The following is a 26,175-nucleotide window of genomic DNA, read 5'->3' as shown; positions in this document are numbered from 1 at the left end:
TCCGCAGGTAACGTCCAGTTGGGCCAGTGGGGCCAAGGTTTCGGGACACGGGGGCCATGTTGGCCTGACTGGCCCGACTGCGCAGCGCATCATTCCTCACCATCCCGAGCTTTGCTTTCCGGGTCGACCTGGACACCGCCAAGCAATTCCCATGCCGTGACCCGAGGGAATCCGTCTGAGAAATACATCAGCTCCCCCGTGCGTTTCATTTTCTCCGCTGCCCGCTTAAGCGTGCGCTCGGAAATTCCATCCGACTTGGCGGCGTTCTTCACCGTCTTGCTCGGCGTGCGGCCATTCTCGGTCAGGTAATCGGTCAACCAATTCACAGCCTCGCCCAAGTCCGAATCGTCGTCGTCGCCGTCGTCGCGGCCAAAGAATGACTCGGAAATCAATTCCCGCGAGGAGACCCCCGCCGATTCGACATAAGCGAGCCGAGGCACCCGGCCATCACTGGAATGCGTCGGCTCGAAATGCTGCACCGCGCTGATACGGAAACGATCGGCAGCCGACTGACCGGCGATATTCGATTTCTCCGGCCCGATCAATACGCAGTCCGGGTTATCGGTGTCAGCCTGCGCAAACAGGGTGCTCCGAGCTTTCTTACGCAGCTCCGAGGTGATCCCATACTTATCGCGCGGGTTGGCCGTGGCCACCCGGTTGGTGTGCGTCAGCAGCAGCACCGCAGCCCGCGTGCTGGCCGCGAACTCGCGCCACGGGTGCAACGCCTGTCTGGCCTGTTGCGGGTCGCGGACCTGCAACCCGGACGGCACCGTATCGAGCCAGGCATCGACAACGACCAGCGCCGGAGTGACGTCTGAATCGACCAGTACGTCGATGTCACGGGGGAACACCGGGGCACCGCTGCCGTCCTCATCGACACAGACCACATGCACGTAGTCGAGATCCACACCGGCAACTTCCAGCCGGGGCCGCACCGCAGTGCTCCAGTCGTCTTCGGTGCACACCAGGAACACATGCGCCGGATCGCGGGCCGGAATGCCGTACTCCGGGCACGGTTTTCCGGTTGTGATGAACACGATCAGCCAGGCCCAGAAGAGGGACTTACCGATGCCTTCATCGCCCACCAACAACGTGACGGCGGCTGCGGGGACGCGCCCTTGAGCCAGCCAGTCCAGCGCCGCAGCAGGGGCCAGAGAACTCGCGGCACGCACCTGCGGACGTTCGGCCCCTTCGTCGCCGCGACGGGCAGCCTGCCAATCTTGCGCGTCCCACTGCTCGATCAGACGCTGTGTCGCCGCTTCTGACGCTGCGGTCGGCTCGGGCAGCGACCTGACCTCATCAGCGGTAGCACCGAACTTGCCGATCAGGAACGGCTCGGAGAACACGAACTGTCGCTTGGCGTGCCGGTCACCGCGCTGCACCGCAGCCATGTCGCGCGCGTGTACGACGACCGCAGTAGCCCAGGGAAATTCGGATTCGGCGATGGTGGACAGCGAGTATGTGCGCGGCTTTTCGCCGCCGTTCGCGGTATTCTTGGAGCTGGTCACTGGGAACTCTCTATTTCTGGTGGTTAGCCCGCCCGCTGCGCTGAACTTCGAGGTCGCGTTGCGGGCGGGTCTCGTTTCAGGGCGAATCGTCACCGACTGGCCGAAATAGCCGCGGGGATAACGGGTTTCATCATCGCGTCAACGTCAGACCGCTTGACGCGGATTGCGCTGCCGGGCTTGTCGGACAGCCGATAGCCGGTCAGTTCGCCGCTGGCGACCAGCTCGCGAAAAGTGAATACCGAGAATCCGGTACGAGCTGCGGCGCTGCGCAGCGATTCAAACTCAGGGGTGGGGGTGGCCTTGCTCATCTCGTGGTTGCTCCGTCTTGGGTGAAACTTCCCCTACCTGAGATTGAGACGGAGATGAGAGTGAGAGAGCAGACCGGGGCGAGGACTGGCTTACCACATTAGCGCACGCGCAATTGTGGTGTGTTGGATTCTGTACAGGAATGCGATCGTTGTTGCGGCTCTGTAGGTTTCGCTACTTGCTCGGCGTGTCGCCGCCACCTGACGGGGCCGGGGCAGCCAGCGCCGACAACCGGTCAGCCAACGCAGCGGCCCGGCCCTCGGCAGTGTGCTGATAGCGCATCGACATGTTCGGCGACGTATGCCCGAGCCGGTCCATCAGCTCACGCAGCGTTGCGCCGGTCTGTGCGGCCATCACACCGGCCGCGTGACGCAGATCGTGGAAATGTAGCTCGGGCTGTCCAATCGCGGTTCTCGCGGCCTCCCAGGCGGTCCGAAACCGCTTCTCCCCGGCGAACGATCCGGTCGACGGCTCCACGAACACCAGCGCCTCGGCGCTGTCTCCGACGAACTTCTCTAGGTGCTCGACCACGGCCGGGCGAACGTGCGGCGGCACCGACACCGCACGCCGCGACTCGCGTGTCTTGGTCGGGCCGACCTCGAACTTGCCATCGCGGTAGGTCACGGCTCGCTCGACCCGAACGCTGGAACCGTCGGCCGCGACGTCGCAGCGACGTAATGCGAACACCTCACCCTTGCGCAGCCCGCACCACCCGGCCAGCAGCACGGCCAGGCGCACGTCCTCGGGCATCGTCGCGGCCAGCGTGGTCAGTTCGGCGGCGTCGAGCAGCACCACCGAACGCTTGGCGTGCTTCACCTGTGCCGCGCCCCGGATTCGGCACGGGTTGCGGTCGATCAGGTCGTCGGACGTCGCGGTGTTCAGTACACCGTTGAGCACCGCGTAGGCCTGCGCGTTGCGAGTCTCATGCGTGTTGCCCAACCCGGCGAACCAGGACCGGACGTGCTCGGGCGTGATCTCGGCCAGCCCGAGATCACCCAGCACCGGGAGAATGTGATTGTCGAGGTGGCCCCGGTAGTTGTCACGGGTGCGCCGGGCCAGCTTGGTCTTGTTGTCCAGCCAGGCTTTCGCGTAGGTGCGCAGCGTCAGTTTCTCGGCCTGGCGCTTGGCGGCACGCTCGGCGGGCGGCGTCCACTCCCCCGGCCGACGCCGGTCGAGGTCGATCAGGTCGGCCTCAGCCTGCAGCCAGTGATTCGCCGCACTCTTGGTGGGGAACGTCGCCAGCGCCTTGTAGACCGCGCCGTTGTGTAGATAGCTCGCCTGCCACCGGCCCGACGGCAACTGACGCAACCGACCGAACTGACGCCGCGTCCGCTCACCCTTCGCCGCCATCAGAGCGCCCGGAGATCTTCGGGGTGAACGTCGTCAAGTCGACCGTCGTCCCACCGCACCCTGACGGCTGTCTTGAGCACGCGGCTGACCCAGCCAGTCGGCCCGTCAGCGGTCCCGTGAATGCCGACGTACTGCACCCGGCGTCCCGACTTGAGCGCGGTCATGTGTCCTCGATTCCGTGCAATCTCCGTGCAACAGTGATCCACACAGAACCTTACAGAACCTCACACACCAAAACCACTGTTATCGCATCTAGTTCGGCGTTTCTGAGCGTCCGGCGAAGTCAGCACAGGTACAGCATATCCGCTCTCAGCTAATTCGAATCCTGCCGGGGGCACTCCATTCGCCCAGGTGACACCGGGATTCTCCCGAACGTGCGACACATCCTCCGCTGATTCCGTCCGACCCGTGACCGGCGACACCTAAGGCCTGCGACGGATCGCTTCGCCTGTCATCGCCAGCACCGACTGCGGCATCGGCACGTCCGCGGGGCAGTCGGGGGCGCGCCGGGGCTCTCCGTAGCCGGTGCTCACCGGCACCACGCCGGCCCAGGCGCCCGCGGCGATGTCCTCCTCGGGGTCGTCGGGCCAGCCGTCGCTCACCTTCAGCGACCAGTTGCCGTCAGCGATCGCGAGCCGCAACACCATGGTGGCGGCCAGTTCCTTGCGGCTGCTGGGGCGCAGCTCGGCCACCCGCCCCGGGATGAAGGTGTCGGTCAGTGCTTCCAGGTCTGCGACCTTCTGCTCGGCATCGACCACCTCGAACGTCCCGAACAGCACCGCGCTGCGGTAGTGGAACGACGACTCGAACGCGCTGCGCGCCACCACTACTGCGTCCAGCGTCGTCACCGACACCGCCACCGCGGCCCCGTCGGCGACGGCGCGCATCCACGGCGACCCGGTGGAGCCATGGATCACCACCGAGTCCTCGACGCGGGCGAATCCGGTGGGGAAAGCCACCGGATGGCCGTCACGCACCAGAGCTATCGTCGCCAGCGGGGTGGCGTCGAGCAGCGCGTTCAGCTCCGCGCGAGACGCGCGCTGTTTCTCGGCGAGGCGGGAAATCCGGGTCGAGGGCGGAGGCATGGCAGCAAGCCTCGCACCTCCGGCGTGCGGGCGCGCGGCGTTTCCGTGCGCGAGAAGCTACGACCATTCCGCGAGCACGCGCATCTTTCCGGCTTTGACGGCGGCCTCCCGGCGCAGCCTCTTGAGCTCGGGTGCGAACGCGTTGCGCTCGTTGTCCTGGAAGTTCAGCGGCAGATCGAGCGCACCGAGCAGCTTGCGTTCGAGGTGCCAGGGCTCGGGGTGCAGCACCCACGACACCGCGGCGTTCTCGGCCATCCACTGTGTCAGGACGCTCTCGCCACCGGCGAACGTCATGCGCTTGCCCGACCCGATCCGGCGCAGCGCGAACCCGAGCTCACCGCCGAGCAGCACGCCGAGCGACTTGCGCAGCGTGGACCCGTCGGCGCTGGCATTGCCGGCACCGAAGTGGTACCGGATGCGCTTGCGGAGATCTTGTGGCGCCCGCGGGTTGCCGTCCGGCCGGGGCGGCCCGGAGGAGATGCCCACATACAGCAGCGTCCAGCCGTCCCGCTGTTCGCATCCCGACACGTCGATGTCGCCCGGGATCGTCTTGAACCACCAGCCGTGCACACCCGCCTCCGCAGGCACCGGGCTCGGTTCGCCCAACACCTCTTCCCGCGTGAAGCGTTGCGCTGCAACGAATTTCGCCACAGCATCGGCAGTGCGCTTCGCGGATATCGACTCGGCCATCGGCCCAGGGTATCCGCTGGGCGGGCCGGCGCGTTCCCCCGAAGCCGCCCCCGAAGCCCGCTCAGATCCCGGTGCAGATCGATACGAACGGAATCGGCGCGCAGATGCCGATGGAGAATCCTGGCGTCGGGTCACCGTTCCATGGCGGCGGCGGTGGAGGGGGCGGGGGCAGCGGGGGCGGCGGTGGAGGAACCGGCGCGACGATGCACGTGTTCGTGGCGGGGTCGTACACCGTCCCGACGCCGCACTCCGCCGCACGGGCGAGCGCCGGTGACAGCAGGACCAGCGAAGCCAGCGGTGACAGCGCCGCCCCGGCAACGATCAGTCTGGTTCGCATCGTAGGGCCTCCCTTGACCTGATCCCCGACCCCGTGCGTGTCCTCAATCGTAGGACTGAGCCCCGCCGGATCCAACGTGCCGCGACTGGCCTAGGCGGCCTCCTGCGCGCCACTCGACGTCTGCGCGTCGCCCGACACGCCACCCGAGTTGTCTGTGGCAGATGAGGCGCCGTCGGTGTCGTCGGCTTCTCCTGTTTCGCTGTCCCCTTCGGTTTCTGCGGTTTCCAGCGCGTCGTCGGCATCGCCGATCGACGCCTCGCTCGGCTCGGGATCGTCGGTGTCTTCCAGCGCGCCGCCGAGGACGTCGTCCGGCGCCTCCCCCTCGGCGTCTTCCGGGATGCCGTCGGCCGAATCGGACGGTCCGAGCGTGACCACCTCGTCATCGCCGACGACCGGTGCCTGGCTGTCCGCACCCGTTGCTTGCTCGGCCGGGCCCGGTGCTTGCCCGGTCGGGTCCGCACCCGACGCCTGCAGCGGATCGGCTCCGTTTTCCTCAGCCGCCCCCTCTTCGACGACGGTCGCGCCGTCCGTGCCCTCGACCGTCAACCGCCGCGCTGGGGCGCCGGTCACGGTGGGCTCGACCGGAGACATGCTGCGGGCCGAGCTTTGTTGTTCGTCCGACTCGTCCGCCGGTCCCTCCGATGGCTGCGGCGTCTCCTCGGTGGTGGTACCGGTCGCGCCGAACGGATTGAGGAAATAACTGATCTGGGCGTCCACCCAATCAACGAACGCCTGCCATGCCTCGCCGGTGCGGGTGGCGATGGACGAAACGGTGTTGTCGAAAGCGTTGACGATTGCGGCGATCAAACCGTCACCTTGCAGGGTGTCGGTGACGAACTGATCGCCGGCGTCGATCATGTCGTGTGCGAATCCCGTGAGCGCGTCGATGCCACCGGCGATCAGATCCCAGCCCTCGGTCACTTCGAAGTTGATCAACGGAACGAACGGAATCCAGGAGACCGCGTCCAGCACATCGCTTGCTACGCCGACTGCCCAGTCGATGCCGCCACGGATCGGTTCCCAGATGTCCCAGATGGCGTTGGACACATCAGCCAGCAGATGCGACGCTCCGACCACGGCGTTGCCCAGAAATCCTTCCGGAAGGTCAGCCGCCGGAGGTCTCGGTGGGTAGAAACCGATCGGCGGCAATGGAATCCACGCACCCACCTCGTCGATTCCCAGCCAGACCACTGCGAGGCCGAGATCGACGACCCAGTCGGCGACATTCTTGAGTGCCGATCCCTGGCCCCTCAGCCAATCGGTGGTGTTGAACACCCCGCTGTTGATCAGTGACTCGACGAAGTTGTAGACGACCATGATCTGGTTGGCGAAGATCCCGACCCACGGGATCCAGGCGACCACGTCGGAGGCGACCTCGAATCCGTACCGAACCCACGGCTCGATCACGTTGTAGGCGTTGTCGATCGCGTTGGCGAGCGCGACGAGCCCCGGTGTCGGCACGAGGGTGGGGGTGGGATCCAGAAGCAGCGCCTCCACCGCCGCCGCCAGTTGCAGGTCGGGGGCACGCAGCGTCAGCGAGGTCTGTTGCGGAACCGTGTACTGCGCGGCGAAGTTCTGATTCTGCGGGTGCCACAGGTCGGGCAGGGGGGCGACGCCGGGCGCCAGCGCGATGCTGCTCGCGCCGACCACCGCGACCGCCAGTTTGAGTGTGGACCGAAATGCCAAATCCATGGCCACCCCCTGCACGAGATGACATGAATTCTCGCGCTGAACCGGCGCTGACATACCGGTTTCAGCGGATCCGCAGGGCTGATTCTTCTCAGCGTCGGCCAGCGCACAGATCGTGGCCCGTCAGGTGATCCCCGCTGCCCGGGCCCTGTTCATTGGCCGGTCTCGCTGCCGGACGTACTCGACGTCGAGTCGTCAGCGCTGCCGGCTTCCGTGGCCGAGGACGATTCACCCGTGTCCGCCGCTGAGGTCTCGCCGGTCGGCGTTGTCGCCTCACTGCTCACCGTCGTCGGCGCGGCGGAGGTCGACGGTGCCACCGCCGAAGTCGTCTGCGGCGCAGTCGTCGCAGGCGCAGTCGTCGTGGGGGCGGTCGTCGCAGGCGGCGTGGTGGAGGGCGCCGTGGTCGCCGGAGCGCTTGTCGTCGTCGTCACGCTGGTGGAGGTGGGCGTGGTCGGCGCCGCGGAGGAAGCGGTCTGCTGCGGCAACGCGGTGGGCGCGGCGGTCTGCACAACGCCCATGATCTGCTGGGTGTACGCCCCCAGCCGAGTCTCGATCTCTTCCGGTGGCACAGTGCCTGCCTCGATCTCCTTGGCGAAGTGCGCGACCTCGGCCCACACCGCGTCGAGGTCGTCCATCGCGTCTTTCGACAACGGCTCGTCGAGGGTGATGAAGAGCTGTCGGGCCAGCGCATAGGTCAAGCAGTTGACGCATTCGTAGTTGAGGGCGCCGGCCAGGTTCTGGGGGGCGGCGACGTTGTCGTCGCCGTCGTCGCTGTCGACGACGAACACCACCTGATAGGCCACCGCGACGGCGGCGCACGAATTGCACGATGCGTAGGCCTGCGCCTCGTTGACGTTCATCGCGTCGGTGTTGTCGGTGACCCAGACCATCGCGAATGCGGCTTCGTACACCGTGGTGCCGTCCGTGGTATTGACCGCCAGCGCCTGTGTATCGCCGGGTTCCGGGGCGAGCGGCTTATCGACCGGAAACACCCAGCCGTCCGTGGTGTCGGTGGATCCGAGCACGGCGGCCGTCCCGGCCCCGCCGCCGCTTCCGCTGCCGCCGTTCATCACCGGCGGGGACGTCCGCGGCCTCAACACGAGTGCCAGTTGCGGCGAATCCTGGGTGGGCATCGCCGTGCGGGTGTCCCACACGACGTTCATGACGCCCCGCTGACCGCTGACGAGCCGGTGCGCCGCACCTGTCGCGGCGGCGGAATCCCGTTGCACCCCTTGCGGAATGCGGTCGGTATTCAGCGCATAGACGATGTCCCCGATGGTTCCGCGTTCCCACGGCTGAATCGGCCGGTATCTCTGTTCGCCCGGCCACCAGGCGTACGCGACGCCACAGAGCACGCCGACTCCGGCGACCAGCGCGAGCATCCGCAGCAGCGGTTTGCCCGCGGTGGCCTGCCAGGTACCGGCGACGGTGCGACGCACGAGACGGGCCAGCATGTACAGGATTCCGGCCACCGGGATCACGATCGCGATCATCGCCAGCACGCGGGCCACGAGTTGCACGATGTCTCCGTCGGCCCACGCCGTGACGAACACGTCGCGCTGGGTGACCAGGCTCGCCCACGCCGACCCCAGCACTCTGGGCAGCGCCCACACCGCGATCGCCACCGTGGCCAGCAGCAGCGGAACGACCACGAGCACCCACAGCGTGACGACGATGCGCGCCCATGCCTTGAGCTGGCGGGCCTGCGGGTCACCCCAGCGCCACGGCAGTGCACCGAGCAGTGTCGGCTTGATGCGCGAATAGAGGTCAGGCACCCCGGTCAGGTCGGCCAGCACGTGGTAGCCGTCGAATCGCACCAGGGGCGCGAGCTGGCGCAGCATCTGCAGGATCTGCGTGGCGACCACGAGCAGCAGTGCGTCGTAGCGCAGCCACAGCCACAGCCCGGTGATCGCGATGGCCACCAGTGCGTTGAAATACAGCCCGCCCAGATCGGTCCGTAACCGTCCTGCCCTGCCGAGGCGGTAGGAGTCGGTCACGTCGGTGTAGAACGCGGGCCAGACCAGGTACACACCGAAGCCCATCACCCCGGGCGTGGCCCCGCCGTAGCGGGCGGCCGCCGCGTGACCGAATTCGTGGAAACCGGCCGAGACGATGGTGACGACGAAGACGAGGATCAGCAGGCCCGGCCGCTGGAACGCGTCGTGGGCCGCCGACGCCAGGCCCTTCTCGAAGAAAACCCACCAGCAGACCGCCGCGAACGCCGCCAGCGCGGGCAACACCACCCACGGCCGGAACAGCACCCGGAACGGATCGGTGAGCCTGCGGGTGCGCTCGGCATCGGTAACCGCATAGCGGAAACGCAGACCCAACAAGGGGTTTCGCTTCTTGGTCACGGGCTGCGTACCGTCGGGCAGCGTCACCAACCCGAGCGGCCGCAGCTGCTTGTCGACCAGGTGGGTGATGTTGTCCTCGGAGACGGTGCGGCCGGTGGACGCGCTGACCGCCGCGGCCACCTCCGCGGCGGTCTTCTGCCCGTCGATCTCGCTGATGATGGCGTACAGCAACGGGGTGAGCTGCACCGTCTGGCCGTCACCGCGACGCACCAGCGCCGGCGGCACCCGATAACCGGAGCCTGGCATCGCTCCGATCAAATCGACTCCGTCAGCGCGCCGCAGGTGAGCATGCGTGGGCTCGACACCCATGGTGGTCACGGTCGTACTCCCCCTGGAAGGTCAGCTGATCAGCCCGCGGTGGATCCGCCGTCGGAGGATCCGGAGTCACCGGCCGACCCGCTGTCACCCGCGGAGCCGACATCGGAGGTGGTGCCGCCGGCGTCACCGTCACCCTGGCTGATCGTGGAGTCCTGATCGGCCTCGGCCACGGCCTCACCGATGACGGTCTGCTTGATGATCGCGTCCTGCTCGGCGACGGAGATCGCATCCGAGTCGATCGAACCGATGTTGGCCGACACACCGGCGTTGATCGGCGCGGCCACGTTGGCGTTGGCCGCGACGGCACCGCTGATCGGGGCCGCGAGGTCGGAATCCAGGTCGACGTTGACGTTGACGTTGAGCAGGTTGCCGTCGAGCAGAGCGCCGGGACTGGTGTCGACGACGGCCCCGGTCCCGTCGTCGGTGCCATCGGCGCCACCCGCGCCGCCGGTGCCATCCGTGCCGCCGGTGCCATCCGTGCCGCCGGTGCCATCCGTGCCGTCGGTGCCGTCCACGTCGTTGTCGGTATCCATGCCGCCCTGGTCGATGCCGCTCACCTGGGTCGAGGTGGCGTAGGCATCGGCGTCGAGCATCTGCTCGATCGACGTGCCCTGATCCACCACCGCCTGGCTGCCGGACCCGTAGGTCAGCACGTTCGCCCCTGCCGCGGCGTCGATCGGCGCCGCCACATTCAGGTTCGCCGCGGCCGCGAGGTCGATCGGGGAGGCGGCGTCGATCGCGACGTCGACATCGGCGTTCAGATCGAGAATCGAGACGACCTCCTTGTCGGGGAGCGCGATGGCGCTCTCGGCGAGGAGTTCGTCGTGAGACAGTCCTTCCGCGGTCATCAGCTTTTGGCCCTTTCGACTGGGTGGCGTTGCTGCCCGCACACGCTGCACATTGCTCTGGTGAGCGACCGGGTACCCCGAAAATTCCGAATTCACTTGCAGGATGGCCAGAAAATTTCGCCCATCTGCGACAACCACGCTCGCCTAATTAGCTCAGCCACACAGCAGGGCGCGATGATCCCCGGATTTCAGGTAGCCGAAGGCGCGCAGTGCAACGGTCAAGGTTTGCTGGATGCCAGCCTGCCGCCTGGTCGGGTGCCACCCTACTGCGGGTGGTCGGCCAGATATCTGTCGACGGGGATCGGCTCGGTGGCCGCGTAGCCGACGGGCAGCACCACGTCACCCGCACTGCTGAGGTAGTAGACGTCCCAGCGGTAATAGCCCTTGAACGCGCCGGGATCTGTGCCGATCACCGTCGCGTAGTGCGTCACCGCGCGCACGTAGCGGTTCGAGTTGTTGTACCGGTACAGCGCGGCATCACGGTCACGCGCGAAGCCGTGGGCGGCCAGAAACCGGCCGGCGGCCATGATGCTGTCGCGGTCGGCGGCGATGTCGCCGCCCGCACCGTAGGTCGCGAACGTCGACGGCAGGAACTGCATCGGCCCTTGCGCGTTCGCGGTGCTGACTCCGGCGATTCGCCCGAATGCGGTCTCCACCAGATTGATGGCCGCCAGGTAGTTCCACGCCACCCCGGACGCGGCCTCGGACTCGCGGTAGTACCTGAGCAGTTCCTGGGCCGGCGCGGGGGCCTTGATCCGCCAGGCCGGCAAGGTCGGCCTGCCCCGCCCGTTGCCCATCGCGGTCAGTTGCCTGCGCGCGTCGACGTTGCGGTCGTACGCGTCGACCAGGTGCGCGGGCACCCGCGGCCGCACCACGGCGTCCCACTCCGGGTGGCGCCCCAGCACCCGGTACGCCACCTGCTGGCGCCGAGCGGCGGCGAGCAGCACGTCTTCGGGCGACGACGGATCGCGCAACGCGAGTTCGTCGTCGACGAGGTCGCCGACCAGTCGCACCGGGTCGGTCGCCAGCCGCGGCTGCGCCCCAGCCTGCGGCGGTGGTGCCGGTGGCGCCGGCGGGGCCGGGGGTGCCGGCGGGGCCCCCTGCACGACCTCCGTGCGGTGCGCCGGATCCCGGGTGGGTGTCGCCGCATACACCGCGCCGCTGACCAGCGCGACGGCCGCGGCTGCAGCGAGGACCACCCCGGCACGGGTGGTCATCGCCCCTCACCACAGCTCATGTCGCCTCCCGGATCGCGCGATCGCTTCCGACCAGTCTGACCGATCGCGGCCCGTACAGTGGCCGGAGTACCTCGGGGAGGAGATGCGGTGCCGAGCTCAGCAACACCGAACCGTCGCGCGGCGCGGCTGACGCTGGCCGCGCTGATCTCGGCCGTGATCGGCATTCTGGCTCCCCCTGCGGGCACGCACGCCGCACCGGCGGCCGACATCTCCCCCGCCAGCGCGCAGATCCTGGAGTCGATGCTGGCCGCCGACACCTCCGATCCCAGCCTGATCTCCGCTCGCTTCCTCGGAACACCCTACGGCGCAAACACTCTCATCGGTTCGGCGAGCGAACCCGAAGAGCTCGTGGTGAACCTGGAGCGGGTCGATTGCTTCACCTACGCCGACTACGTCGAGGCCTTCAAACGGGCACACGACCGCGACGAGTTCCTCGCCGGGCTCACCCACGTCCGCTACAAGGGCGGTGTGATGTCGTTCGAGAACCGCAGACACTTCTTCACCGATTGGTCGGCGTCCGCGCCGGCGATCGCCACCGATGTCACGGCCTCCCTCAGCGACGACGCGGTGCGCGCGGCCAAGCAGCTGAACCGCAAGGACTCCGGCGGGGTCTATCTGCCGGGCCTGCCGGTGGTCCCGCGCACCGTCACCTATATCCCCAGCGATCTGGTGACCGACGGCGTCATCGCCGGTCTGCGCGGCGGCGACTACATCGGCGCCTACGCCGAGGACGGCGGCCTGGACGTCACCCATGTCGGGATCCTCGTCCAGGCGCCGGACGGACCGGTCTTCCGCAACGCGTCCTCGCTGCCGGGCGACGACGCGGTCATCGACACACCACTGTCGGTGTACCTCCAGACCGTCCCCGGGATCGTGGTGTTGCGCCCGATCCTGTGACGGTTGGCGTGCCCGTGTGTTCGCGGCCCAACCAAGTGGTTAGTCTGGCGGTTGGTACACCGATGAACCAGGAGTCCGCAACATGCAGCTGGCGCTGACGCCCGAGGAAGCCGCCTTCCGCGACGAGCTTCGCACCTTCTACCGCACCAAGATCCCGGCGGAGATCCGCGAGCGGACCCGCACCGCCACCGAAGCCAACCGCGACGACGTCGTCACGGCCAACAAAATCCTCAACGACCACGGGCTGATGGTGCCGAACTGGCCCGTGGAGTGGGGCGGCAAGGACTGGACGCCGATCCAGCACCAGATCTGGCTCGACGAGATGCAGCTGGCAAGCGTGCCGGAGCCGCTGACGTTCAACGCCAAGATGGTCGGCCCGGTGATCGCCGAGTTCGGCAGCCAGGAGCTCAAGGAGCGCTTCCTGCCCCCCACCGCCGCCGTCGACATCTGGTGGTGTCAGGGCTTCTCGGAGCCGGAGGCCGGCTCGGACCTCGCGTCGCTGCGGACCACCGCGCTGCGTGACGGGGACAGCTACGTGGTCAACGGTCAGAAGACCTGGACCACGCTCGGCCAGTACGCCGACTGGATCTTCTGCCTGGTGCGCACCGACCCGAACGCGCCGAAGAAGCAGGCGGGCATCTCCTTCCTGCTCATCGACATGAACACCCCCGGCGTCACGCTGCGGCCGATCAAGCTGATCGACGGCAGCTACGAGGTCAACGAGGTGTTCTTCGAAGACGTCCGGGTACCCGCCGATCAGCTCGTGGGCGAGGAGAACCAGGGGTGGTCGTACGCGAAGTTCCTGCTGGGCAACGAGCGCACCGGGATCACACAGATCGGCCGCACGAAACTGCGGCTCTCCGAGGTCAAGGAACGCGCGAAGGCCAACGGCCTGATCGACGACCCGCTGTTCGCAGCCCGTCTGGCCGAGACCGAGAACGACGTCCTGGCACTGGAACTGACGCAGATGAGGGTCGCGTCGAGCTCGCAGGGCGGCAAACCCAACCCCGCCTCGTCGGTGCTCAAGTTGCGGGCCAGCGAGTTGCAGCAGACCGCCACCGAACTGCTGGTCGAGGTCGCCGGCGCAGACGCGCTGCCGTTCGGAAGCCACGGCATCGCATCGGCCGACTGGGCGCAGGACGCCGCACCGCGCTACCTGAACTACCGCAAGACCTCGATCTACGGCGGAAGCAACGAGGTCCAGCGCACCATCATCGCGTCGACCATTCTCGGATTGTGAGCTAAGACATGGATTTCCAATTCAGTGAAGAGCAGGTCCTGCTGCGCGACACCACCCGCGAGATGCTCTCACGGACCTACGACCCGGAGAGCCGCCTCAAGACCGTGGACACCGATCCCGGCTGGAGCCGCGACGTGTGGAAACAGCTGGCCGAGGTCGGCGTCCTCGGGCTGGGATTCGACGAGGATGCGGGCGGACAGATCGAGGTGCTGGTCGTTCTCACCGAGATCGGCCGCCGGCTGGCACCGGAACCGGTGCTGCACGCCGCGCTGGGACCCGGCGCACTGATCGCCGAGGTCGGCACCGAAGGGCAGCGGGCGCTTCTCGACGAGGTGGCCGGCGGCGAACGGATGCTGGCCTTCGCCCACCTGGAACCGGGGATGCGCCTGCCCACCGCAAAGGTCTCGACAACGGCTGCCCGACAGGGTGATTCGTGGACGGTGAGCGGCAGCAAGAACCCGGTGCTGGCCGGTGACTGCGCGGACACGCTGGTGGTCAGCGCCGCACTGCCCGACGGGGGCACCGGCCTGTTTCTCGTCGACACCGCCGGCAACGATCAGGCCAAGCGCACGCCGTACCGCACGTTCGACGGTCAGCGCGGAGCTCAGGTCGACTTCGACTCCGTGGCCGCAGAACCGCTGGGAGAGGCAGTGGACGCCTCCGAGGCGATCAGCCGTGCCCTGGTGCGGATCTCGGCCGGCCTGTGCGCCGAGGCGCTCGGCGCGATGGAGGAGGCGCTGCGGCTGACGAGCGAATACCTCACTGCGCGCAAGCAATTCGGTGTCACGCTGAGCAAGTTCCAGACGTTGACCCAGCGGGCCGCCGACATGTACGTGTCGCTTGAGCTGGCGCGCAGCATGACGTTCTACGCGAACATGTCCGTTGCCGACGGCAACCTGGACCCGACGATCGCGGCACGCGCCAAGCTGCAGATCGGCCGCTCGGGGCGCCACATCGCCCAGGAGTCGATCCAGTTGCACGGCGGCATCGGCGTGACGGCCGAGTACCCGATCAGCCACTACGCGGCGCGGCTGACCGCGATCTCGCACACCCTGGGCTCCACGCAGGACCAGCTGCACGTGCTGATCGGTCAGCTCGGCGACTACGAGATCGTCACCGTCTAGAACCAGATCCGGACCCGTTGGTCGGGCCGGTGAAATAGTTCGTCAGCGCTGCGTCGAGCCCGGGCACTGAGACAAGCCCTGGAAATGGGTCACGTCGCGACTCGAACACATCAGTATTCGTCGTGCAGACGGATCCATTCATAGGTCGGCTGCTGCGGCCAGCCCGGCGGTGAGTCCTCCCAGTCCTCTTGGCGCCCGTACGGCGTGAGGTCGAGCAGGTCGAAAACCACCATGAACGGCTCCTCGCCGCGATCGAAGGTCTGCCAGGTGTGGAACACCCGATCGCCGTCCCGGAGGAACACGCTGATGGAGTGGCGCTCTTCGCCGTCGACGGTGGTGCGGAAATCCTCGTTGAAGCTCGTGCGGCCCGAGGACACCCAGGGCAGGTCCCAGCCCATCCGGTCCTTGAACGCGACCAGCTTGCCGACCGGGGCCCGCGACACCAGCACCAGTGACGTGTCCTTGGCGTGCAGGTGCGACAGCGGGCCGAGGTGGTCGGCCATCATCGCGCAGCCGGAACATCCTGCGTCCCAGTCCGATCCGAACATGTAGTGCTGCACGATCAGCTGTCGCCGCCCGTCGAAAAGATCCAGCAGCGTCAACGGGCCCGCCTCGGTGTCGAAGAGGTAGGGGCTGTCGACGAGCACCATCGGCAGGCGCCGCCGCGCGGCGCTGACGGCGTCTTTGAGACGGGTCAGCTCCTTCTCGCGGGCGAGCAGCTCGGCGCGTGCCTGCTCCCATTCGTCTCGCGACACGATCGGCGGTAGGGCGGTGGTTTCCATGCTCAAAGCTTGCCACCGCGGGTCAGGCGAAGTCGGCGATCACCTCAGCTGCCCGGCGGACCTGGTCGAGGTCCGAACTGGTGGGGATCAGATGCACTTCGTCGGTGCCGATCTCGGCGAATCCGGTCAGCACGTCGTGGAGTTCCTCGGCGGTCCCGGCGAATCCGGTGGTCGGCGCCATCGCGTCGACGAACTCGGCCGGGATCCAGTTCATGTACCGCAGCAGGTGGCGGTGGACCTGTTCGCGGGGTGCGTCACCGTCACCGAGGGCGAACCAGAATGACGTCGCCAGATGCGGTTTCGCCTTGCCGGCACCCTGCCATGCCTGGCGCGCCACCTCGAACAGCTCATTCTGCTTGCCCAGGTCCAAGTCCAGCGTCGTGCCGGCCAACCCGTCCGCCCACGTCGCGGCGGAGCGCACCGTTTTGGGACCGAGCGTCCCGACGTGGAGCACCGGCCCACCGGGCTGCGCCGGCGGCGGACCCACCGGCAGCGTCGAGTCGGTGACCTTCTCCCCCGCCCACACCCGCTTCATGACCGCCACCCGCTCGGCCATCTCCCGCATCGTCTGCGTGGCGGGGTCGGCCCCGACGGCGCGGTAATCCTCGTGACGCCCGCCCACGCCGATACCGACGGTCAACCGGCCCTCACACAGCATGTCTCCGGTCGCCAGCTGCTTGGCCAGCATCACGGGGTCGTGCAGTTGCGGGATGACCACCGTCGTCACCAACCGGACCCGGTCCGTCCAGGCCGCCAGCGCACCGAGCAGGGTCAGGCTCTCGGGATTGTCGAACGCGATCCGCTCACCCCAGCACAGCGACGAGAACGGCCCGTCGTCGACCAGCTGCGCCCACGACCTCAACGACGCACGGTCGAGGTCGGGCTCCATCACCGGCATCGTCATCCCGATACGCACGCAGGCGATTCTGGCACGGCCGGTCCGGGGGCTGTCAGCGCGCCGTGGCCGGCGGGTCCTTGTGGGCGCGGATCGGATCAGCGGCCGGCGGGGCGAACAGGCGCACTCCGCCGCGCACTGTGCGCACCGCGACCAGCAACCAGGTGCACAGCAACCCGACGTACGCGACCGCGGCCGCGTACCGGAACGCCGGAAGCGCGGTGTGGAAGGCGAGCTGACTGGTGCCGGTCACAAAGGTGCCGACCGGGAACGTCAGACTCCACCACGTCAACGCGAACGGCATCCCGCGGCGCAGCGTGCGCACCGTCAACGCGGTCGCGAGGCCGATCCACAGCACGGCGAAACCCCACACCGGGACGCCGTAGAGCACGGCGAAGACGCTCATCCCGTCGGCGAGCCGTTGATCGACGGCCAGTGCCGCATCAGCACCGAGAAGCCCTGCCACCGTGATGGACTGACCCAGCGGGCCCAGCACGATCCACAACGTGGGCACCCGCGCCGTGCCCGAGGTGCCGTAGTGCGCGAGGCGGCTCCACACCATGGTGATGATGATCAGCGAGGCGACCAGCGACAGCCCGAACATCGCGTAACTGCCGTACAGCATGGTGGCCCGGCCGGGCCCCTCGGCCATGTGCGGCAGCAGCAGGCCGCCGGTGGCCGCCGACACCATCGGCGGCACGACCGGCATCAGCCAGCCGCCGAACGCCGCGTCGGGTTCCACCCGGTACTGGGTGAACATCAGATACGGGATGGTCATCGCGGTGTACAAACCGCCAAGGGTGCCTGCCGTCCACAACACCCAGGCCACGTCGACCGCGGCCTGCTCCCCGATCAGATCCCGGCCCACCAGTAGCGCGCCGGAGCCGACGGTCAGCAGCGCCATCGGGGCCGCGCCGTAGAAGTGGGCCATCTGCGGGTTGCGCACGTGGCTGCGGGCCACCGCAGGGTTGCGCAGCCAGTGGGCGAACGTCGCGAAGATCAGCACGAGCAGCCACAGCGCCGAGAGCACCCAGACCACCAAGGCGAATGCGCGCAGGCCCGGAATCTGCACCGGCAGTGACGCGCCCGCGGTCGCCACGATGCCGGTGCCCATCACCGACGCGAACCAGTTCGGCCCCAGGTAGCCGAGGATCGTCGGCGGCGGGTTCGTCATGGGGTCAGTATGGTCACCGCGACCGTGCGGAGAATGCCGGGCTGGGGGTGGGGTTATCCCCCGGAGCATTCTCGGGAAAACGCTGTGTCGCCGCGGCGGCCCCATCCCTAGGTTTGAGGCATGACCGCAGTCACCGACACCGATGCTGTCACCGACCGGGTTCCGGTGTTCACCCCCGACGGACCGGCGACCGTGCCGCCGCCGCAGCACCGCACGCTCAGCGTCGCCGCGAGCGCATCGCTGCTCACCGGCGGCGCGCTGGCCGCCGTGTGGTTCTGGATTCCATTGGCGATCTTGGTAATCGGCATATCGTCGATCCCCAGCATCGTCGGTGCCGTGCTGGCCGGCATCGTGTTCGTTTACCTGATCCGGGGCATCGATCACGTCGAGCGGGTACGCAGCGAAGCGGTGTTCGGCATGGGCATCGCCGTCCCGGCGCGCCGCCTGTCCCAGTACACCGGATTCCAGCGCTGGGCCCACCAGCTCTGGCTCGACGTCAGCAGCGCCTGGTTCTGGAAGGCAGCCGCGCATCACTACCTGCGCATGATCTACGACGCGCTCGTCACCGCCATCGCGCTGGGTCTGGCGGTGTTCGCGTTCCTGGCTCCTGCCCTCGCCATCGCCGTCGGGCACAGCGACCCCGAGGCCGGTCTGGCGTTCCTGCCCATCCCGGTGGCGTGGCTGCTGGCTGTGGTCGCACTGGCCGCCGCGGTGGCGCTGGTGATCTTCGCCCCGACCCTGGACGCGGTGATCGACCGCTGGCTGCTGGCGCCGTCACCGACCGCCGCACTGCAGCACAAGGTCAGCGCGCTGGCCGACGCCCGGCAGGGAGCGGTCACGTCGGCGCAGACCGAGCGGCACCGCATCGAACGCGACCTGCACGACAGCGTGCAGCCGCGGCTGGTGTCGCTGGCGATGACGATAGGGCTGGCCCAGACCAAACTCGACTCCGACCTGCCTGCCGCCAAGGCGCTGATCGCCGAGGCGCACGACGACGCCAAGAGCGCCCTGGTAGAGCTGCGCAACGTGGTCCGCGGGATCGCCCCGACCATCCTGGCCGACCGCGGCCTGGACGCCGCGCTGTCGGCGGTGGTACAGCGGGCGACCAACTCCGGGGTGCCCACCACTTTGAGCGTGCACCTGCCGCGACGGCTGCCCGACGAGGTGGAGGCATGCGCGTACTTCGTCGTCGCCGAGGGGCTGACCAACGTCAGCCGGCATGCCGGGGCGTCGGCCGCCGCGGTCACCGTCCGTCTCGACGAAGCGGCGAATCAGTTGCACGTCACCGTGTTCGACGACGGACACGGCGGGGCGCGCATCGTCGAAGACGACGACGACACGGAAGCCACCGGCTTGCGCGGACTCGACGAACGGGTGCGTGCGGCTCAGGGGAGTTTCTCGGTGGCCAGTCAGCCCACCGGACCCACGATCATCTCCGCGGTGCTGCCATGCGGATCGTGATCGCCGAGGACTCGGCCCTGCTGCGGGCCGGTATCGAACGGATCCTCACCGACGCCGGGCACGAGGTCGTCGCCGGCGTGCCCGACGCGACCAACCTGCTGCGCCTGGTCAACGAACAGCGACCAGACCTGGCCATCCTCGACGTCCGGATGCCACCCACCTTCACCGACGAGGGCATCCGGGCCGCGGCCTTGCTGCGCAGCCAGAATCCGGAATCGCCGGTGCTGGTGCTGTCGCACTACGTCGAGGAACGCTACGCGGCCGACCTGATCGCCTCGGACACCCGCGGATTCGGGTATCTGCTCAAGGACCGGGTGGCCGACGTCCCGGCGTTCCTGGACGCCGTCGAGGTCGTCGGGTCGGGCGGCACGGTGCTCGACCCCGAAGTGGTCTCCCAGATCCTGGTCCGGTCCCATCGCCGCAACGCACTCGACGCGCTGACGCCCCGCGAGCACGACGTGCTGCAACTGATGGCGGAAGGCAGGACCAACGCCGCGATCGCCGCCGCCCTGCACATCTCGGTGGGTTCGGCCGAGAAGCACATCGCGTCGATCTTCGCCAAGCTGAACCTCGCGCCCGACGAGAACCGCCGCGTGCTCGCCGTGCTGCGCTACCTCGAATCCTGAAGCGACGGAAGGATACTCGTGACCACCACGCTCGCACCGCCACCGCCCGCGTCGCCGCCCCCGCAGCTCTCGCCGGGCGGGCGCACCGCGATCCGCACGCTGCTCATTCTCGCGGCCGCGGCACTGGTCGCCGCCGTCGTCGCGCTGTCGGTGACCGCCGCGGTGACCGTCAGCTCGTTCCGGGTGGTCAGGGACTCGATGCCACTGCCGGCCACGGTGACGTCAGTGGTGATCGACACCGGATCGGTGCCGGTGGCGGTGCGGCTGACCTCCGACCGCGAGTCCCGCGGGCCCCGGGTGGACATGCGCATGGTCAACTCCACCCGCGCCGGCGCCGATCCGCTGTCGGTCACCGCCGACGGCGCCACCGCACGGGTGACCATCGACGCGGAGCCGTCGGAGTTCCTGCAGTGGGGCCGCGCCGGTGAGATCACGCTGGTGCTGCCACCCGAACTCGCCCGCCGATTGACCGTGACCATCCGTCAGGAGGTGGGGGTGGTGTTCGCCCAGGCCGACCTCGACCAACTCAACGCCCGCATCGTCGACGGGGCGGTGGTCCTCAGCGGCTCGGCACGCCGGATCGACATCGCCAACGAGCACGGTGACGTGAGCACGCGGGAACCAATCTCGGTCGCCGAATCGTTCCGGGCGACCACCACCACCGGTGACGTCAGCGTCGACTTCGCTGAGGCGCCGGTGACCGTGGACGCCCAGACCGACCGCGGCGACGTCGTGATCGCGCTGCCGCCGCCGGGACCCTACTTCGTCGACGCGACGACCGGAACAGACCGCGCCACGACGGTGGTGCGCGTTCCGCAGACCCGGGACCGTGACGCCGCGGCGGCTGTGGTGACGGCGCGCACCGAGTCCGGCGACGTCATCGTCGACGACCAGCGGTGAGGACAGGACGCGACGAGAAGAGCTGTCAACCGATCAGCGACGCGATGATCTCGCCGACCGTGCCCGGGCGGGCGGCGCGGAAGCCGGTGCCCGCCCAGATGTTCACCGCGTGCGGATCCCCGGCCCGCACCGACGCCGCGCGCAGCGGACTGGTCAGATAGTGCACCTCGGGATAGCCGAACGGCGCCTCCGCGTCGTGTTCGACGATGAACCGATTGCGCAGACCGCGCGCATAACGTCCCGAGAACGCTTTGGTCACAACGGTTTCAGTGAACTGCGGATCCTGCAGCGCGGCCCGGTGCACGGGGCTGCTGCCCGCCTCGTCGGCGAGCAGGAATGCGGTCCCCAACTGCGCGGCGGCTGCCCCGAGACGCCGGACGCGGTCCACGTCGTCGCCGGTCATCAGCCCGCCCGCCGCGACCACGGGGAGCTCGAGCTCGGCGCCGATCGCGGTGACCAGCTCGGCCAGCGGCTGCGGTGACGGCGCGGCGGTCGCGTCGAAGGTTCCGCGGTGCCCGCCCGCGGACGGGCCCTGGGCGATGAGCACGTCGACTCCGACGCCGGCCGCCAGGCGCGCCTCGGCAAGCGTCGTGACCGTCGCCGCGGTGGTGATCCCCGCCTCGGTGAGGCGGCGTCGCTGGGTGTCGCCGGGCAGACCGAAGGTGAACGACGCGAGCGCGGGCCGCAGGTCGAGCAGTGCATCGAGCTTGGCGTCCCAGTCGTCGTCGTCGAACCGCGGCTCGCCGGTGCTGACGCCGTACCGCTGCGCCTCACCGGCCAGCGCGCCGGCATAGGCGTCGATCTCCGCCGCTCGGGCCGCACTGGGTTGCGGCACAAAGAGATTGACGCCCAGCGGGGCGCTGGTGAGTCGCTGCGCGGCACCCACGCGGTCGGCGAACGCGTCGGCTGTCAGGTAACCGGCCGCGACGAATCCGAGACCGCCCGCCGACGACGCGGCCGCGGCGAGCTCAGGGCTGGACGGCCCGCCCGCCATCGGCGCCACCAGCACCGGCGCCGTGAGGTCGCGAACATCGAACACCACCAGCCCTTCGTATCACGGCCCCGTGGCGCCGATCGCTGGAACCGCGGTCACCGACAGTCTTATCCTGGATCGCGATGGCCATCACCCTCAATCACACGATCGTCGCGGCGCGGGACAAGAGGGCGTCAGCGAGGTTCCTGACCGAGCTGTTCGATCTGCCCGACCCGCAGCCGTTCGGCCATTTCCTGGTGGTCAGTGTCGGTGACACGAGCCTGGACTACGCCGAGGTCGGTGCCGATCAGCCGATTCACCCGCAGCACTACGCGTTCCTGGTCTCCGAAGACGAGTTCGACGTCATCTACGCAAAGATCAGGGACCGGGCTCTGGAGCACTGGGCCGACCCGCGGGGCGCGCAGCCGGGTCAGGTCAATCACAACGACGGCGGACGGGGCGTGTACTTCCAGGACCCAGGCGGTCATTACCTGGAGATCCTCACCCGCCCGTACGGGTCCGGCGCGTCCCGCTAACCGATCGAGTGTCCGCGCGCCTCTTCCTGGCCGCGGTAGTCGTCGGCCATCGACCGGACGTGGCCGGGCAGGTCACCGGAGGCGACGTCGGCCAGGCTGGTCTGCTCCAGAACCGAGCGCATGCTCGCCCGCAGCGCCCGCCACACGTCGGTCAACGCCGCCGTCGGCCCCGAATAGGGCAGATCTCCCAGGCCGATGTCGCGCACGCTGGCCAGCGGGCCGTCGATGCAGCGCAGCACGTCGGCGATGCTGATGTCGGCTGCCGGCCGGGCCAGCTCGTACCCGCCGTCGCGGCCGCGGTGACTACGCACCAGCCGGTCGGTGCGCAGGTCGGACAGAATGTCGACGAGGAACTGCGGCGGGATCCCCTGGGCCTTGGCGAGATCGTCGGTTTTGACGAGGACACCGTCGTCCACCGTCGCGAGCTGGACCATCGCGCGCACGGCGTACTCCGCCTTGGCCGACATCCGCATGGGCCAACCCTAGCCCGCGCGTCGGGTCAGTCGGGGATGTCCTGTGCGCCCGGCACCACCACGGCGAACAGGTCGGCGACCGCGGCCAGGCTGGCGGCGTGCACAGCCGACGCGGGTACAGTCTCGTCCCCGATGCCGGGCAGCGCGCGGGTCGCCGTTGCATTGGCGACCACGGTCGGCGCGTAGCCGAGGTTGAACGCGCCACGCGCGGTGGAGTTCACACACATGTGCGTCATGAACCCGGCCAGCACGAGGTTGGAGGCGTCCACCGCCTTGAGGCGCTCGTCGAGGTCGGTCTGCACGAACGAGTTCGGGTAGTTCTTCACCACCACCGGCTCCCCCTCGCGCGGGGCCACCTGCTCGACGATCGCGCCGATCTCTGCGGTGACGTCGTACGGCGACCCGGGCCCGGCGTCGTGCTGGATGTGGATGACGGGGATGCCCGCGGTGCGGGCGCGCTCGAGCAGCGCGGCCGCCTCGTCCAGCGCGGCCTGCACGCCCTCGAGTTCCATCACCCCGTAGGTGTAGGTGTTCTGGCAGTCGATGAGAACCAGCGCCGAGTCGGCCAGGCTGACCGGTGCCAGCGGCAGACCCGTCAGTGAACGCAGGGTCGGAAGATCAGACATCGTCGCAGCCTACTGCGACCCGCTCCGCGGTGTCAGGATCGGGGGACGCTCATGTCGGCGGTGAAGGTTCAGCGCGCGGTGACCGCGAGGACGGCCTCGGCGAGTTCGGGCCGGCACACGATCAGATCGGGCAGCCGAGGGTCGCGCCGGTTGTACACCAGCGGCGACCCGTCGAGCCGCGAGGTGTGCAGCCCGGCCGCACGGGCGACGGCGACCGGTGCCGCGGAGTCCCATTCGTATTGCCCACCGGCATGGACGTACACGTCGGAGAGCCCCTGCACCACCGACGCGACTTTGGCTCCGGCCGAACCCATCTCGACCAGCGTGCCGTTGAGCGCGTCCTTGACCTCCAGCGCCACGGCCGGGGGGCGGGTACGCGAGACCACCACGCGCGGCGCCGCGGGCGCCACCGGTGGCACCGGCACGGTCGGGGTGGCCAGCGTGACGCCCTGCGCGGGTAACGCGACCGCCCCGGTGACGAGTTCACCAGAGCTACCGTTGCGCTCCCAAAGAGCGACGTGCACGGCCCAGTCGGTGCGGCGGAGCTCGGAGAACTCCCGCGTTCCGTCGAGCGGGTCGACGATCCACACCCGCCGGGCAGACAGCCGCGCCGGCTCGGCCTGTTCTGCCGGCCCCTCCTCGGACAGGACGGTGTCGTCGGGCCGCTCGGCAGTGAGCGCGGCCAGCAAGAAGTCGTGAGATCGCTTGTCTCCGGCTGCTTTCCGCTCCTGGGCGGATGCCGAGGCCAACTCCCCACGGACGTCGAGCAGCAGGTTCCCGGCTTCGGTCGCCAGCCGCGCGGCGAGTGCGTGGTCATCGGTCACGACGTGCAGCCTTCGATCAGCTCGATCACCGAAGCCGCATGCTCGTCGGGGGTGCGGTCCGGGGTGAGCCGCAGATCGGGGTTCTTCGGCCGCTGGTACGGGCTGTCGATCCCGGTGAAGTGCGTGATCTCACCGGCGCGGGCCTTGGCGTACAAACCCTTGGGGTCGCGCCGCTCGCAGTCCTCCAGCGGGGTGTCGCAGAACACCTCGAAGAAGTCGACGCCGGCGTCGGTGGCCACCTTGCGGGCCAGCTCCCGATGCTCGGCCAGCGGACTGATCGCCGGAACCAGCACGACCTGACCCGAGTCGGCCAGGATCGCCGCGACATGCGCGAGCCTGCGCAGGTTCTCGGCCCGGTCGGACATCGAGAACCCGAGGTCGGCGTTCAGGCCGTGCCGCAGATTGTCGCCGTCGAGAACGTAGGCCGGAACCCCCTTTTCGATCAGCTTCTGCTCGACCAGCATCGCCACCGACGACTTACCCGAACCGGACAGGCCGGTGAACCACACGGTCCGGCCCTTGCTGAGCCGGTCCTCGGGCCGGCACAGCGACTCGTGGCGCACCGTGTTGGGGCTTGAAGACCGCGCGGCGCCGTCGCGCAGCACCATGCCGGCGGCGACGGTGCCGTTGGTGTTCGGGTCGATCAGGATGAACGAGCCGGTGGCCGAGTTGCGGCTGTACTCGTCGAGCAGCAGCGGAACCTGCGAACGCAGCGAGATCCGGCCCAGTTCATTGAGTTTCAGCGCCGTGGCGGTCTTGTCCCGGTGCAGGGTGTTGACGTCGAGCCGGTAGTCCAGACCCGTCACCTTCACCCGCGTGGTGCGGGTGGTGTGCTTGATCAGGTAGTCACGGCCCGGTTCGAGCGCCGATCCGTCGGCCATCCAGCACACCGTCGCGTCGAAGTCCTGCGTGACGCGGGGCTGATTGTGGGGCCGGGCGATCATGTCGCCGCGCGAGATGTCGATGTCATCGGCCAGGCTGACCGACACCGCCATCGGTGGGAAAGCCTCCTCGACCGGACCGGAGGGTCCTTCGATCGACGAGATGGTGCTGGCCTTGCCGCTCGGCAGCACGACCACCTCGTCGCCGACGCGCATCACGCCGCTGGCGATGGTGCCGGCGTAGCTGCGGTGGTCGTGGTGCTCGAGGGTCTGGGGACGGATCACATACTGGACCGGGAACCGGACGTCGACGAGGTTGCGGTCGCCGGCGATGTAGACCTCTTCAAGGTGCGCCAGCAGTGACGGACCCTCGTACCAGGGCGTCGCATCGGATTTGGTGACCACGTTGTCGCCGTTGAGCGCCGACAGCGGGATCGTCGTGACGTCGTGGACGTCCAGCCGCGCGGCGAAATCGTGGAAGTCGTCGCGGATCTTCTCGAACTGCTCACGGTCCCAACCGATCAGGTCCATCTTGTTGACCGCGAGCACGATGTGCTGGATACCGAGCAGGGATGCCAGGAACGCGTGCCGGCGGGACTGCTCGAGCAACCCGTGGCGCGCGTCGACCAGCACGATGGCCAGCTGCGCGGTCGACGTGCCGGTGACCATGTTGCGCGTGTACTGGATGTGGCCCGGCGTGTCGGCGATGATGAATTTCCGCTTGGCCGTGGCGAAGTAGCGATACGCGACGTCGATCGTGATGCCCTGCTCACGCTCGGCGCGCAGCCCGTCGGTCACCAGGGCCAGGTCGGTGTAGTCGTGCCCGCGCTCCTTGGAGGTGCGTTCCACCGCGGCGAGCTGATCCTCCATGACGGCCTTGGAGTCGTAGAGCAACCGCCCGATCAACGTGGACTTGCCGTCGTCGACAGAGCCTGCGGTGGCGATGCGCAGAAGTGTCGTCATCTTATTTCCCCCGTCGCTTCGCTCGCCCCATCAATTCGAACCCCGTCGCTTCGCTCGCCCCATCAGTTCAATCCCCC

25 protein-coding genes are annotated in these 26,175 nt (G+C 68.4%); 7 read left to right on the top strand and 18 right to left on the bottom strand.

Annotation, left to right across the window (positions count from 1 at the left end; translation table 11 throughout):
- Positions 1–89: 89 nt before the first annotated feature.
- The 10 genes from ACXMYJ_RS10095 to ACXMYJ_RS10050 form a co-directional block, all read right to left on the bottom strand.
- Positions 90–1,508 carry an AAA family ATPase gene (locus tag ACXMYJ_RS10095; protein ID WP_460355820.1) on the bottom strand — a complete coding sequence of 473 codons (1,419 nt, stop codon included), beginning with the start codon at positions 1,506–1,508 and terminating at the stop codon, positions 90–92.
- An 89-nt stretch (positions 1,509–1,597) separates the two neighbouring features.
- On the bottom strand, positions 1,598–1,816 hold the full coding sequence (locus ACXMYJ_RS10090) for an excisionase family DNA-binding protein (protein ID WP_460355817.1): 219 nt from the start codon (positions 1,814–1,816) through the stop codon (positions 1,598–1,600).
- 172 nt (positions 1,817–1,988) lie between these two features.
- Positions 1,989–3,164, bottom strand: coding sequence for a tyrosine-type recombinase/integrase (locus ACXMYJ_RS10085; protein ID WP_460355814.1), 1,176 nt, complete (start codon positions 3,162–3,164; stop codon positions 1,989–1,991).
- A gap of 422 nt (positions 3,165–3,586) precedes the next feature.
- Positions 3,587–4,249 carry a pyridoxamine 5'-phosphate oxidase family protein gene (locus ACXMYJ_RS10080; protein ID WP_260754650.1) on the bottom strand — a complete coding sequence of 221 codons (663 nt, stop codon included), beginning with the start codon at positions 4,247–4,249 and terminating at the stop codon, positions 3,587–3,589.
- Positions 4,250–4,306: 57 nt separating this feature from the next.
- Positions 4,307–4,939: a GIY-YIG nuclease family protein gene (locus tag ACXMYJ_RS10075; protein WP_260754651.1), complete on the bottom strand. Its 633-nt coding sequence runs from the start codon at positions 4,937–4,939 to the stop codon at positions 4,307–4,309.
- Positions 4,940–5,000: 61 nt separating this feature from the next.
- Positions 5,001–5,276 (bottom strand): hypothetical protein, encoded by a 276-nt coding sequence (locus ACXMYJ_RS10070; RefSeq protein ID WP_460355810.1) that lies wholly within the window; start codon positions 5,274–5,276, stop codon positions 5,001–5,003.
- Between the two features lie 90 nt (positions 5,277–5,366).
- Positions 5,367–6,968 (bottom strand): hypothetical protein, encoded by a 1,602-nt coding sequence (locus ACXMYJ_RS10065; protein WP_460355808.1) that lies wholly within the window; start codon positions 6,966–6,968, stop codon positions 5,367–5,369.
- Between the two features lie 149 nt (positions 6,969–7,117).
- Positions 7,118–9,628 (bottom strand): hypothetical protein, encoded by a 2,511-nt coding sequence (locus ACXMYJ_RS10060; RefSeq protein ID WP_460355855.1) that lies wholly within the window; start codon positions 9,626–9,628, stop codon positions 7,118–7,120.
- A gap of 38 nt (positions 9,629–9,666) precedes the next feature.
- The gene (locus tag ACXMYJ_RS10055) at positions 9,667–10,485 is read right to left on the bottom strand and encodes a peptidoglycan-binding protein (RefSeq protein ID WP_460355806.1); all 819 of its coding nucleotides are present in this window, start codon (positions 10,483–10,485) and stop codon (positions 9,667–9,669) included.
- A gap of 263 nt (positions 10,486–10,748) precedes the next feature.
- On the bottom strand, positions 10,749–11,702 hold the full coding sequence (locus ACXMYJ_RS10050) for a lytic transglycosylase domain-containing protein (protein ID WP_260754655.1): 954 nt from the start codon (positions 11,700–11,702) through the stop codon (positions 10,749–10,751).
- A 108-nt stretch (positions 11,703–11,810) separates the two neighbouring features.
- Between ACXMYJ_RS10050 and ACXMYJ_RS10045 the strand changes: the two genes are divergently transcribed.
- The 3 genes from ACXMYJ_RS10045 (at position 11,811) to ACXMYJ_RS10035 (ending at position 14,984) form a co-directional block, all read left to right on the top strand.
- Positions 11,811–12,620, top strand: coding sequence for a DUF1460 domain-containing protein (locus ACXMYJ_RS10045; RefSeq protein ID WP_260754656.1), 810 nt, complete (start codon positions 11,811–11,813; stop codon positions 12,618–12,620).
- An 82-nt stretch (positions 12,621–12,702) separates the two neighbouring features.
- On the top strand, positions 12,703–13,860 hold the full coding sequence (locus ACXMYJ_RS10040; RefSeq protein WP_260754657.1) for an acyl-CoA dehydrogenase family protein: 1,158 nt from the start codon (positions 12,703–12,705) through the stop codon (positions 13,858–13,860).
- 8 nt (positions 13,861–13,868) lie between these two features.
- Positions 13,869–14,984 carry an acyl-CoA dehydrogenase family protein gene (locus ACXMYJ_RS10035; RefSeq protein ID WP_260754658.1) on the top strand — a complete coding sequence of 372 codons (1,116 nt, stop codon included), beginning with the start codon at positions 13,869–13,871 and terminating at the stop codon, positions 14,982–14,984.
- Between the two features lie 110 nt (positions 14,985–15,094).
- Here ACXMYJ_RS10035 and ACXMYJ_RS10030 read toward each other — a convergent pair whose 3' ends face one another.
- The 3 genes from ACXMYJ_RS10030 to ACXMYJ_RS10020 are packed head-to-tail and all read right to left on the bottom strand — an operon-like array spanning position 15,095 to position 17,835.
- On the bottom strand, positions 15,095–15,766 hold the full coding sequence (locus ACXMYJ_RS10030; protein ID WP_260754659.1) for a DUF899 domain-containing protein: 672 nt from the start codon (positions 15,764–15,766) through the stop codon (positions 15,095–15,097).
- Positions 15,767–15,788: 22 nt separating this feature from the next.
- On the bottom strand, positions 15,789–16,670 hold the full coding sequence (locus ACXMYJ_RS10025; RefSeq protein WP_260758222.1) for an LLM class flavin-dependent oxidoreductase: 882 nt from the start codon (positions 16,668–16,670) through the stop codon (positions 15,789–15,791).
- 46 nt (positions 16,671–16,716) lie between these two features.
- Positions 16,717–17,835, bottom strand: a complete 1,119-nt coding sequence (locus ACXMYJ_RS10020; protein ID WP_260754660.1) for a TDT family transporter — start codon at positions 17,833–17,835, stop codon at positions 16,717–16,719.
- Positions 17,836–17,955: 120 nt separating this feature from the next.
- Between ACXMYJ_RS10020 and ACXMYJ_RS10015 the strand changes: the two genes are divergently transcribed.
- The 3 genes from ACXMYJ_RS10015 to ACXMYJ_RS10005 are packed head-to-tail and all read left to right on the top strand — an operon-like array spanning position 17,956 to position 20,822.
- Positions 17,956–19,296, top strand: coding sequence for a sensor histidine kinase (locus tag ACXMYJ_RS10015; protein ID WP_260754661.1), 1,341 nt, complete (start codon positions 17,956–17,958; stop codon positions 19,294–19,296).
- Entirely contained in the window at positions 19,284–19,922 is a 639-nt protein-coding gene (locus tag ACXMYJ_RS10010) for a response regulator transcription factor (RefSeq protein WP_260754662.1), read from the top strand. Before ACXMYJ_RS10015 ends, ACXMYJ_RS10010 begins: the two co-directional genes overlap by 13 nt.
- Before the next feature lie 18 nt (positions 19,923–19,940).
- On the top strand, positions 19,941–20,822 hold the full coding sequence (locus ACXMYJ_RS10005) for a DUF4097 family beta strand repeat-containing protein (RefSeq protein WP_260754663.1): 882 nt from the start codon (positions 19,941–19,943) through the stop codon (positions 20,820–20,822).
- Between the two features lie 25 nt (positions 20,823–20,847).
- Here the strand turns inward: ACXMYJ_RS10005 and ACXMYJ_RS10000 are convergent, their stop codons facing one another.
- A complete protein-coding gene (locus ACXMYJ_RS10000) occupies positions 20,848–21,864 on the bottom strand; it encodes a nitronate monooxygenase (protein ID WP_260754664.1) in 1,017 nt (338 codons plus the stop codon).
- A 74-nt stretch (positions 21,865–21,938) separates the two neighbouring features.
- Between ACXMYJ_RS10000 and ACXMYJ_RS09995 the strand changes: the two genes are divergently transcribed.
- Positions 21,939–22,331 (top strand): VOC family protein, encoded by a 393-nt coding sequence (locus ACXMYJ_RS09995; RefSeq protein WP_260754665.1) that lies wholly within the window; start codon positions 21,939–21,941, stop codon positions 22,329–22,331.
- Here ACXMYJ_RS09995 and ACXMYJ_RS09990 read toward each other — a convergent pair.
- The 4 genes from ACXMYJ_RS09990 to cysN all read right to left on the bottom strand — a co-directional run bounded on the left by ACXMYJ_RS09990 (position 22,328) and on the right by cysN (position 26,098).
- Positions 22,328–22,804, bottom strand: a complete 477-nt coding sequence (locus ACXMYJ_RS09990) for an Rrf2 family transcriptional regulator (protein ID WP_260754666.1) — start codon at positions 22,802–22,804, stop codon at positions 22,328–22,330. The genes ACXMYJ_RS09995 and ACXMYJ_RS09990 overlap by 4 nt on opposite strands.
- Positions 22,805–22,830: 26 nt before the next feature.
- A complete protein-coding gene (locus tag ACXMYJ_RS09985) occupies positions 22,831–23,430 on the bottom strand; it encodes a cysteine hydrolase family protein (RefSeq protein WP_260754667.1) in 600 nt (199 codons plus the stop codon).
- Between the two features lie 68 nt (positions 23,431–23,498).
- Positions 23,499–24,254: a 3'(2'),5'-bisphosphate nucleotidase CysQ gene (locus ACXMYJ_RS09980; protein ID WP_460355799.1), complete on the bottom strand. Its 756-nt coding sequence runs from the start codon at positions 24,252–24,254 to the stop codon at positions 23,499–23,501.
- Positions 24,251–26,098 (bottom strand): sulfate adenylyltransferase subunit CysN, encoded by a 1,848-nt coding sequence (cysN, locus tag ACXMYJ_RS09975; protein WP_260754669.1) that lies wholly within the window; start codon positions 26,096–26,098, stop codon positions 24,251–24,253. Before cysN ends, ACXMYJ_RS09980 begins: the two co-directional genes overlap by 4 nt.
- Positions 26,099–26,175 lie beyond the last annotated feature (77 nt).

The organism is Mycobacterium sp. ZZG (genome assembly GCF_054786995.1).
This window is presented reverse-complemented; position numbering and strand designations above follow the sequence as displayed.

Coding starts and splice junctions, on each gene's coding strand:
- ACXMYJ_RS10040 (WP_260754657.1), top strand. CDS start 12,703: ATGCAGCTGGCGCTGACGCCCGAGGAAGCCGCCTTCCGCGACGAGCTT.
- ACXMYJ_RS10090 (WP_460355817.1), bottom strand. CDS start 1,816: ATGAGCAAGGCCACCCCCACCCCTGAGTTTGAATCGCTGCGCAGCGCC.
- ACXMYJ_RS10030 (WP_260754659.1), bottom strand. CDS start 15,766: ATGGAAACCACCGCCCTACCGCCGATCGTGTCGCGAGACGAATGGGAG.
- ACXMYJ_RS10080 (WP_260754650.1), bottom strand. CDS start 4,249: ATGCCTCCGCCCTCGACCCGGATTTCCCGCCTCGCCGAGAAACAGCGC.
- ACXMYJ_RS09985 (WP_260754667.1), bottom strand. CDS start 23,430: ATGTCTGATCTTCCGACCCTGCGTTCACTGACGGGTCTGCCGCTGGCA.
- ACXMYJ_RS09995 (WP_260754665.1), top strand. CDS start 21,939: ATGGCCATCACCCTCAATCACACGATCGTCGCGGCGCGGGACAAGAGG.
- ACXMYJ_RS10015 (WP_260754661.1), top strand. CDS start 17,956: ATGACCGCAGTCACCGACACCGATGCTGTCACCGACCGGGTTCCGGTG.
- ACXMYJ_RS10070 (WP_460355810.1), bottom strand. CDS start 5,276: ATGCGAACCAGACTGATCGTTGCCGGGGCGGCGCTGTCACCGCTGGCT.
- ACXMYJ_RS10050 (WP_260754655.1), bottom strand. CDS start 11,702: ATGACCACCCGTGCCGGGGTGGTCCTCGCTGCAGCCGCGGCCGTCGCG.
- ACXMYJ_RS09990 (WP_260754666.1), bottom strand. CDS start 22,804: ATGCGGATGTCGGCCAAGGCGGAGTACGCCGTGCGCGCGATGGTCCAG.
- cysN (WP_260754669.1), bottom strand. CDS start 26,098: ATGACGACACTTCTGCGCATCGCCACCGCAGGCTCTGTCGACGACGGC.
- ACXMYJ_RS10060 (WP_460355855.1), bottom strand. CDS start 9,628: ATGGGTGTCGAGCCCACGCATGCTCACCTGCGGCGCGCTGACGGAGTC.
- ACXMYJ_RS10055 (WP_460355806.1), bottom strand. CDS start 10,485: ATGACCGCGGAAGGACTGTCTCACGACGAACTCCTCGCCGAGAGCGCC.
- ACXMYJ_RS10035 (WP_260754658.1), top strand. CDS start 13,869: ATGGATTTCCAATTCAGTGAAGAGCAGGTCCTGCTGCGCGACACCACC.
- ACXMYJ_RS10065 (WP_460355808.1), bottom strand. CDS start 6,968: ATGGATTTGGCATTTCGGTCCACACTCAAACTGGCGGTCGCGGTGGTC.
- ACXMYJ_RS10075 (WP_260754651.1), bottom strand. CDS start 4,939: ATGGCCGAGTCGATATCCGCGAAGCGCACTGCCGATGCTGTGGCGAAA.
- ACXMYJ_RS10020 (WP_260754660.1), bottom strand. CDS start 17,835: ATGACGAACCCGCCGCCGACGATCCTCGGCTACCTGGGGCCGAACTGG.
- ACXMYJ_RS10010 (WP_260754662.1), top strand. CDS start 19,284: ATGCGGATCGTGATCGCCGAGGACTCGGCCCTGCTGCGGGCCGGTATC.
- ACXMYJ_RS10085 (WP_460355814.1), bottom strand. CDS start 3,164: ATGGCGGCGAAGGGTGAGCGGACGCGGCGTCAGTTCGGTCGGTTGCGT.
- ACXMYJ_RS10025 (WP_260758222.1), bottom strand. CDS start 16,670: ATGACGATGCCGGTGATGGAGCCCGACCTCGACCGTGCGTCGTTGAGG.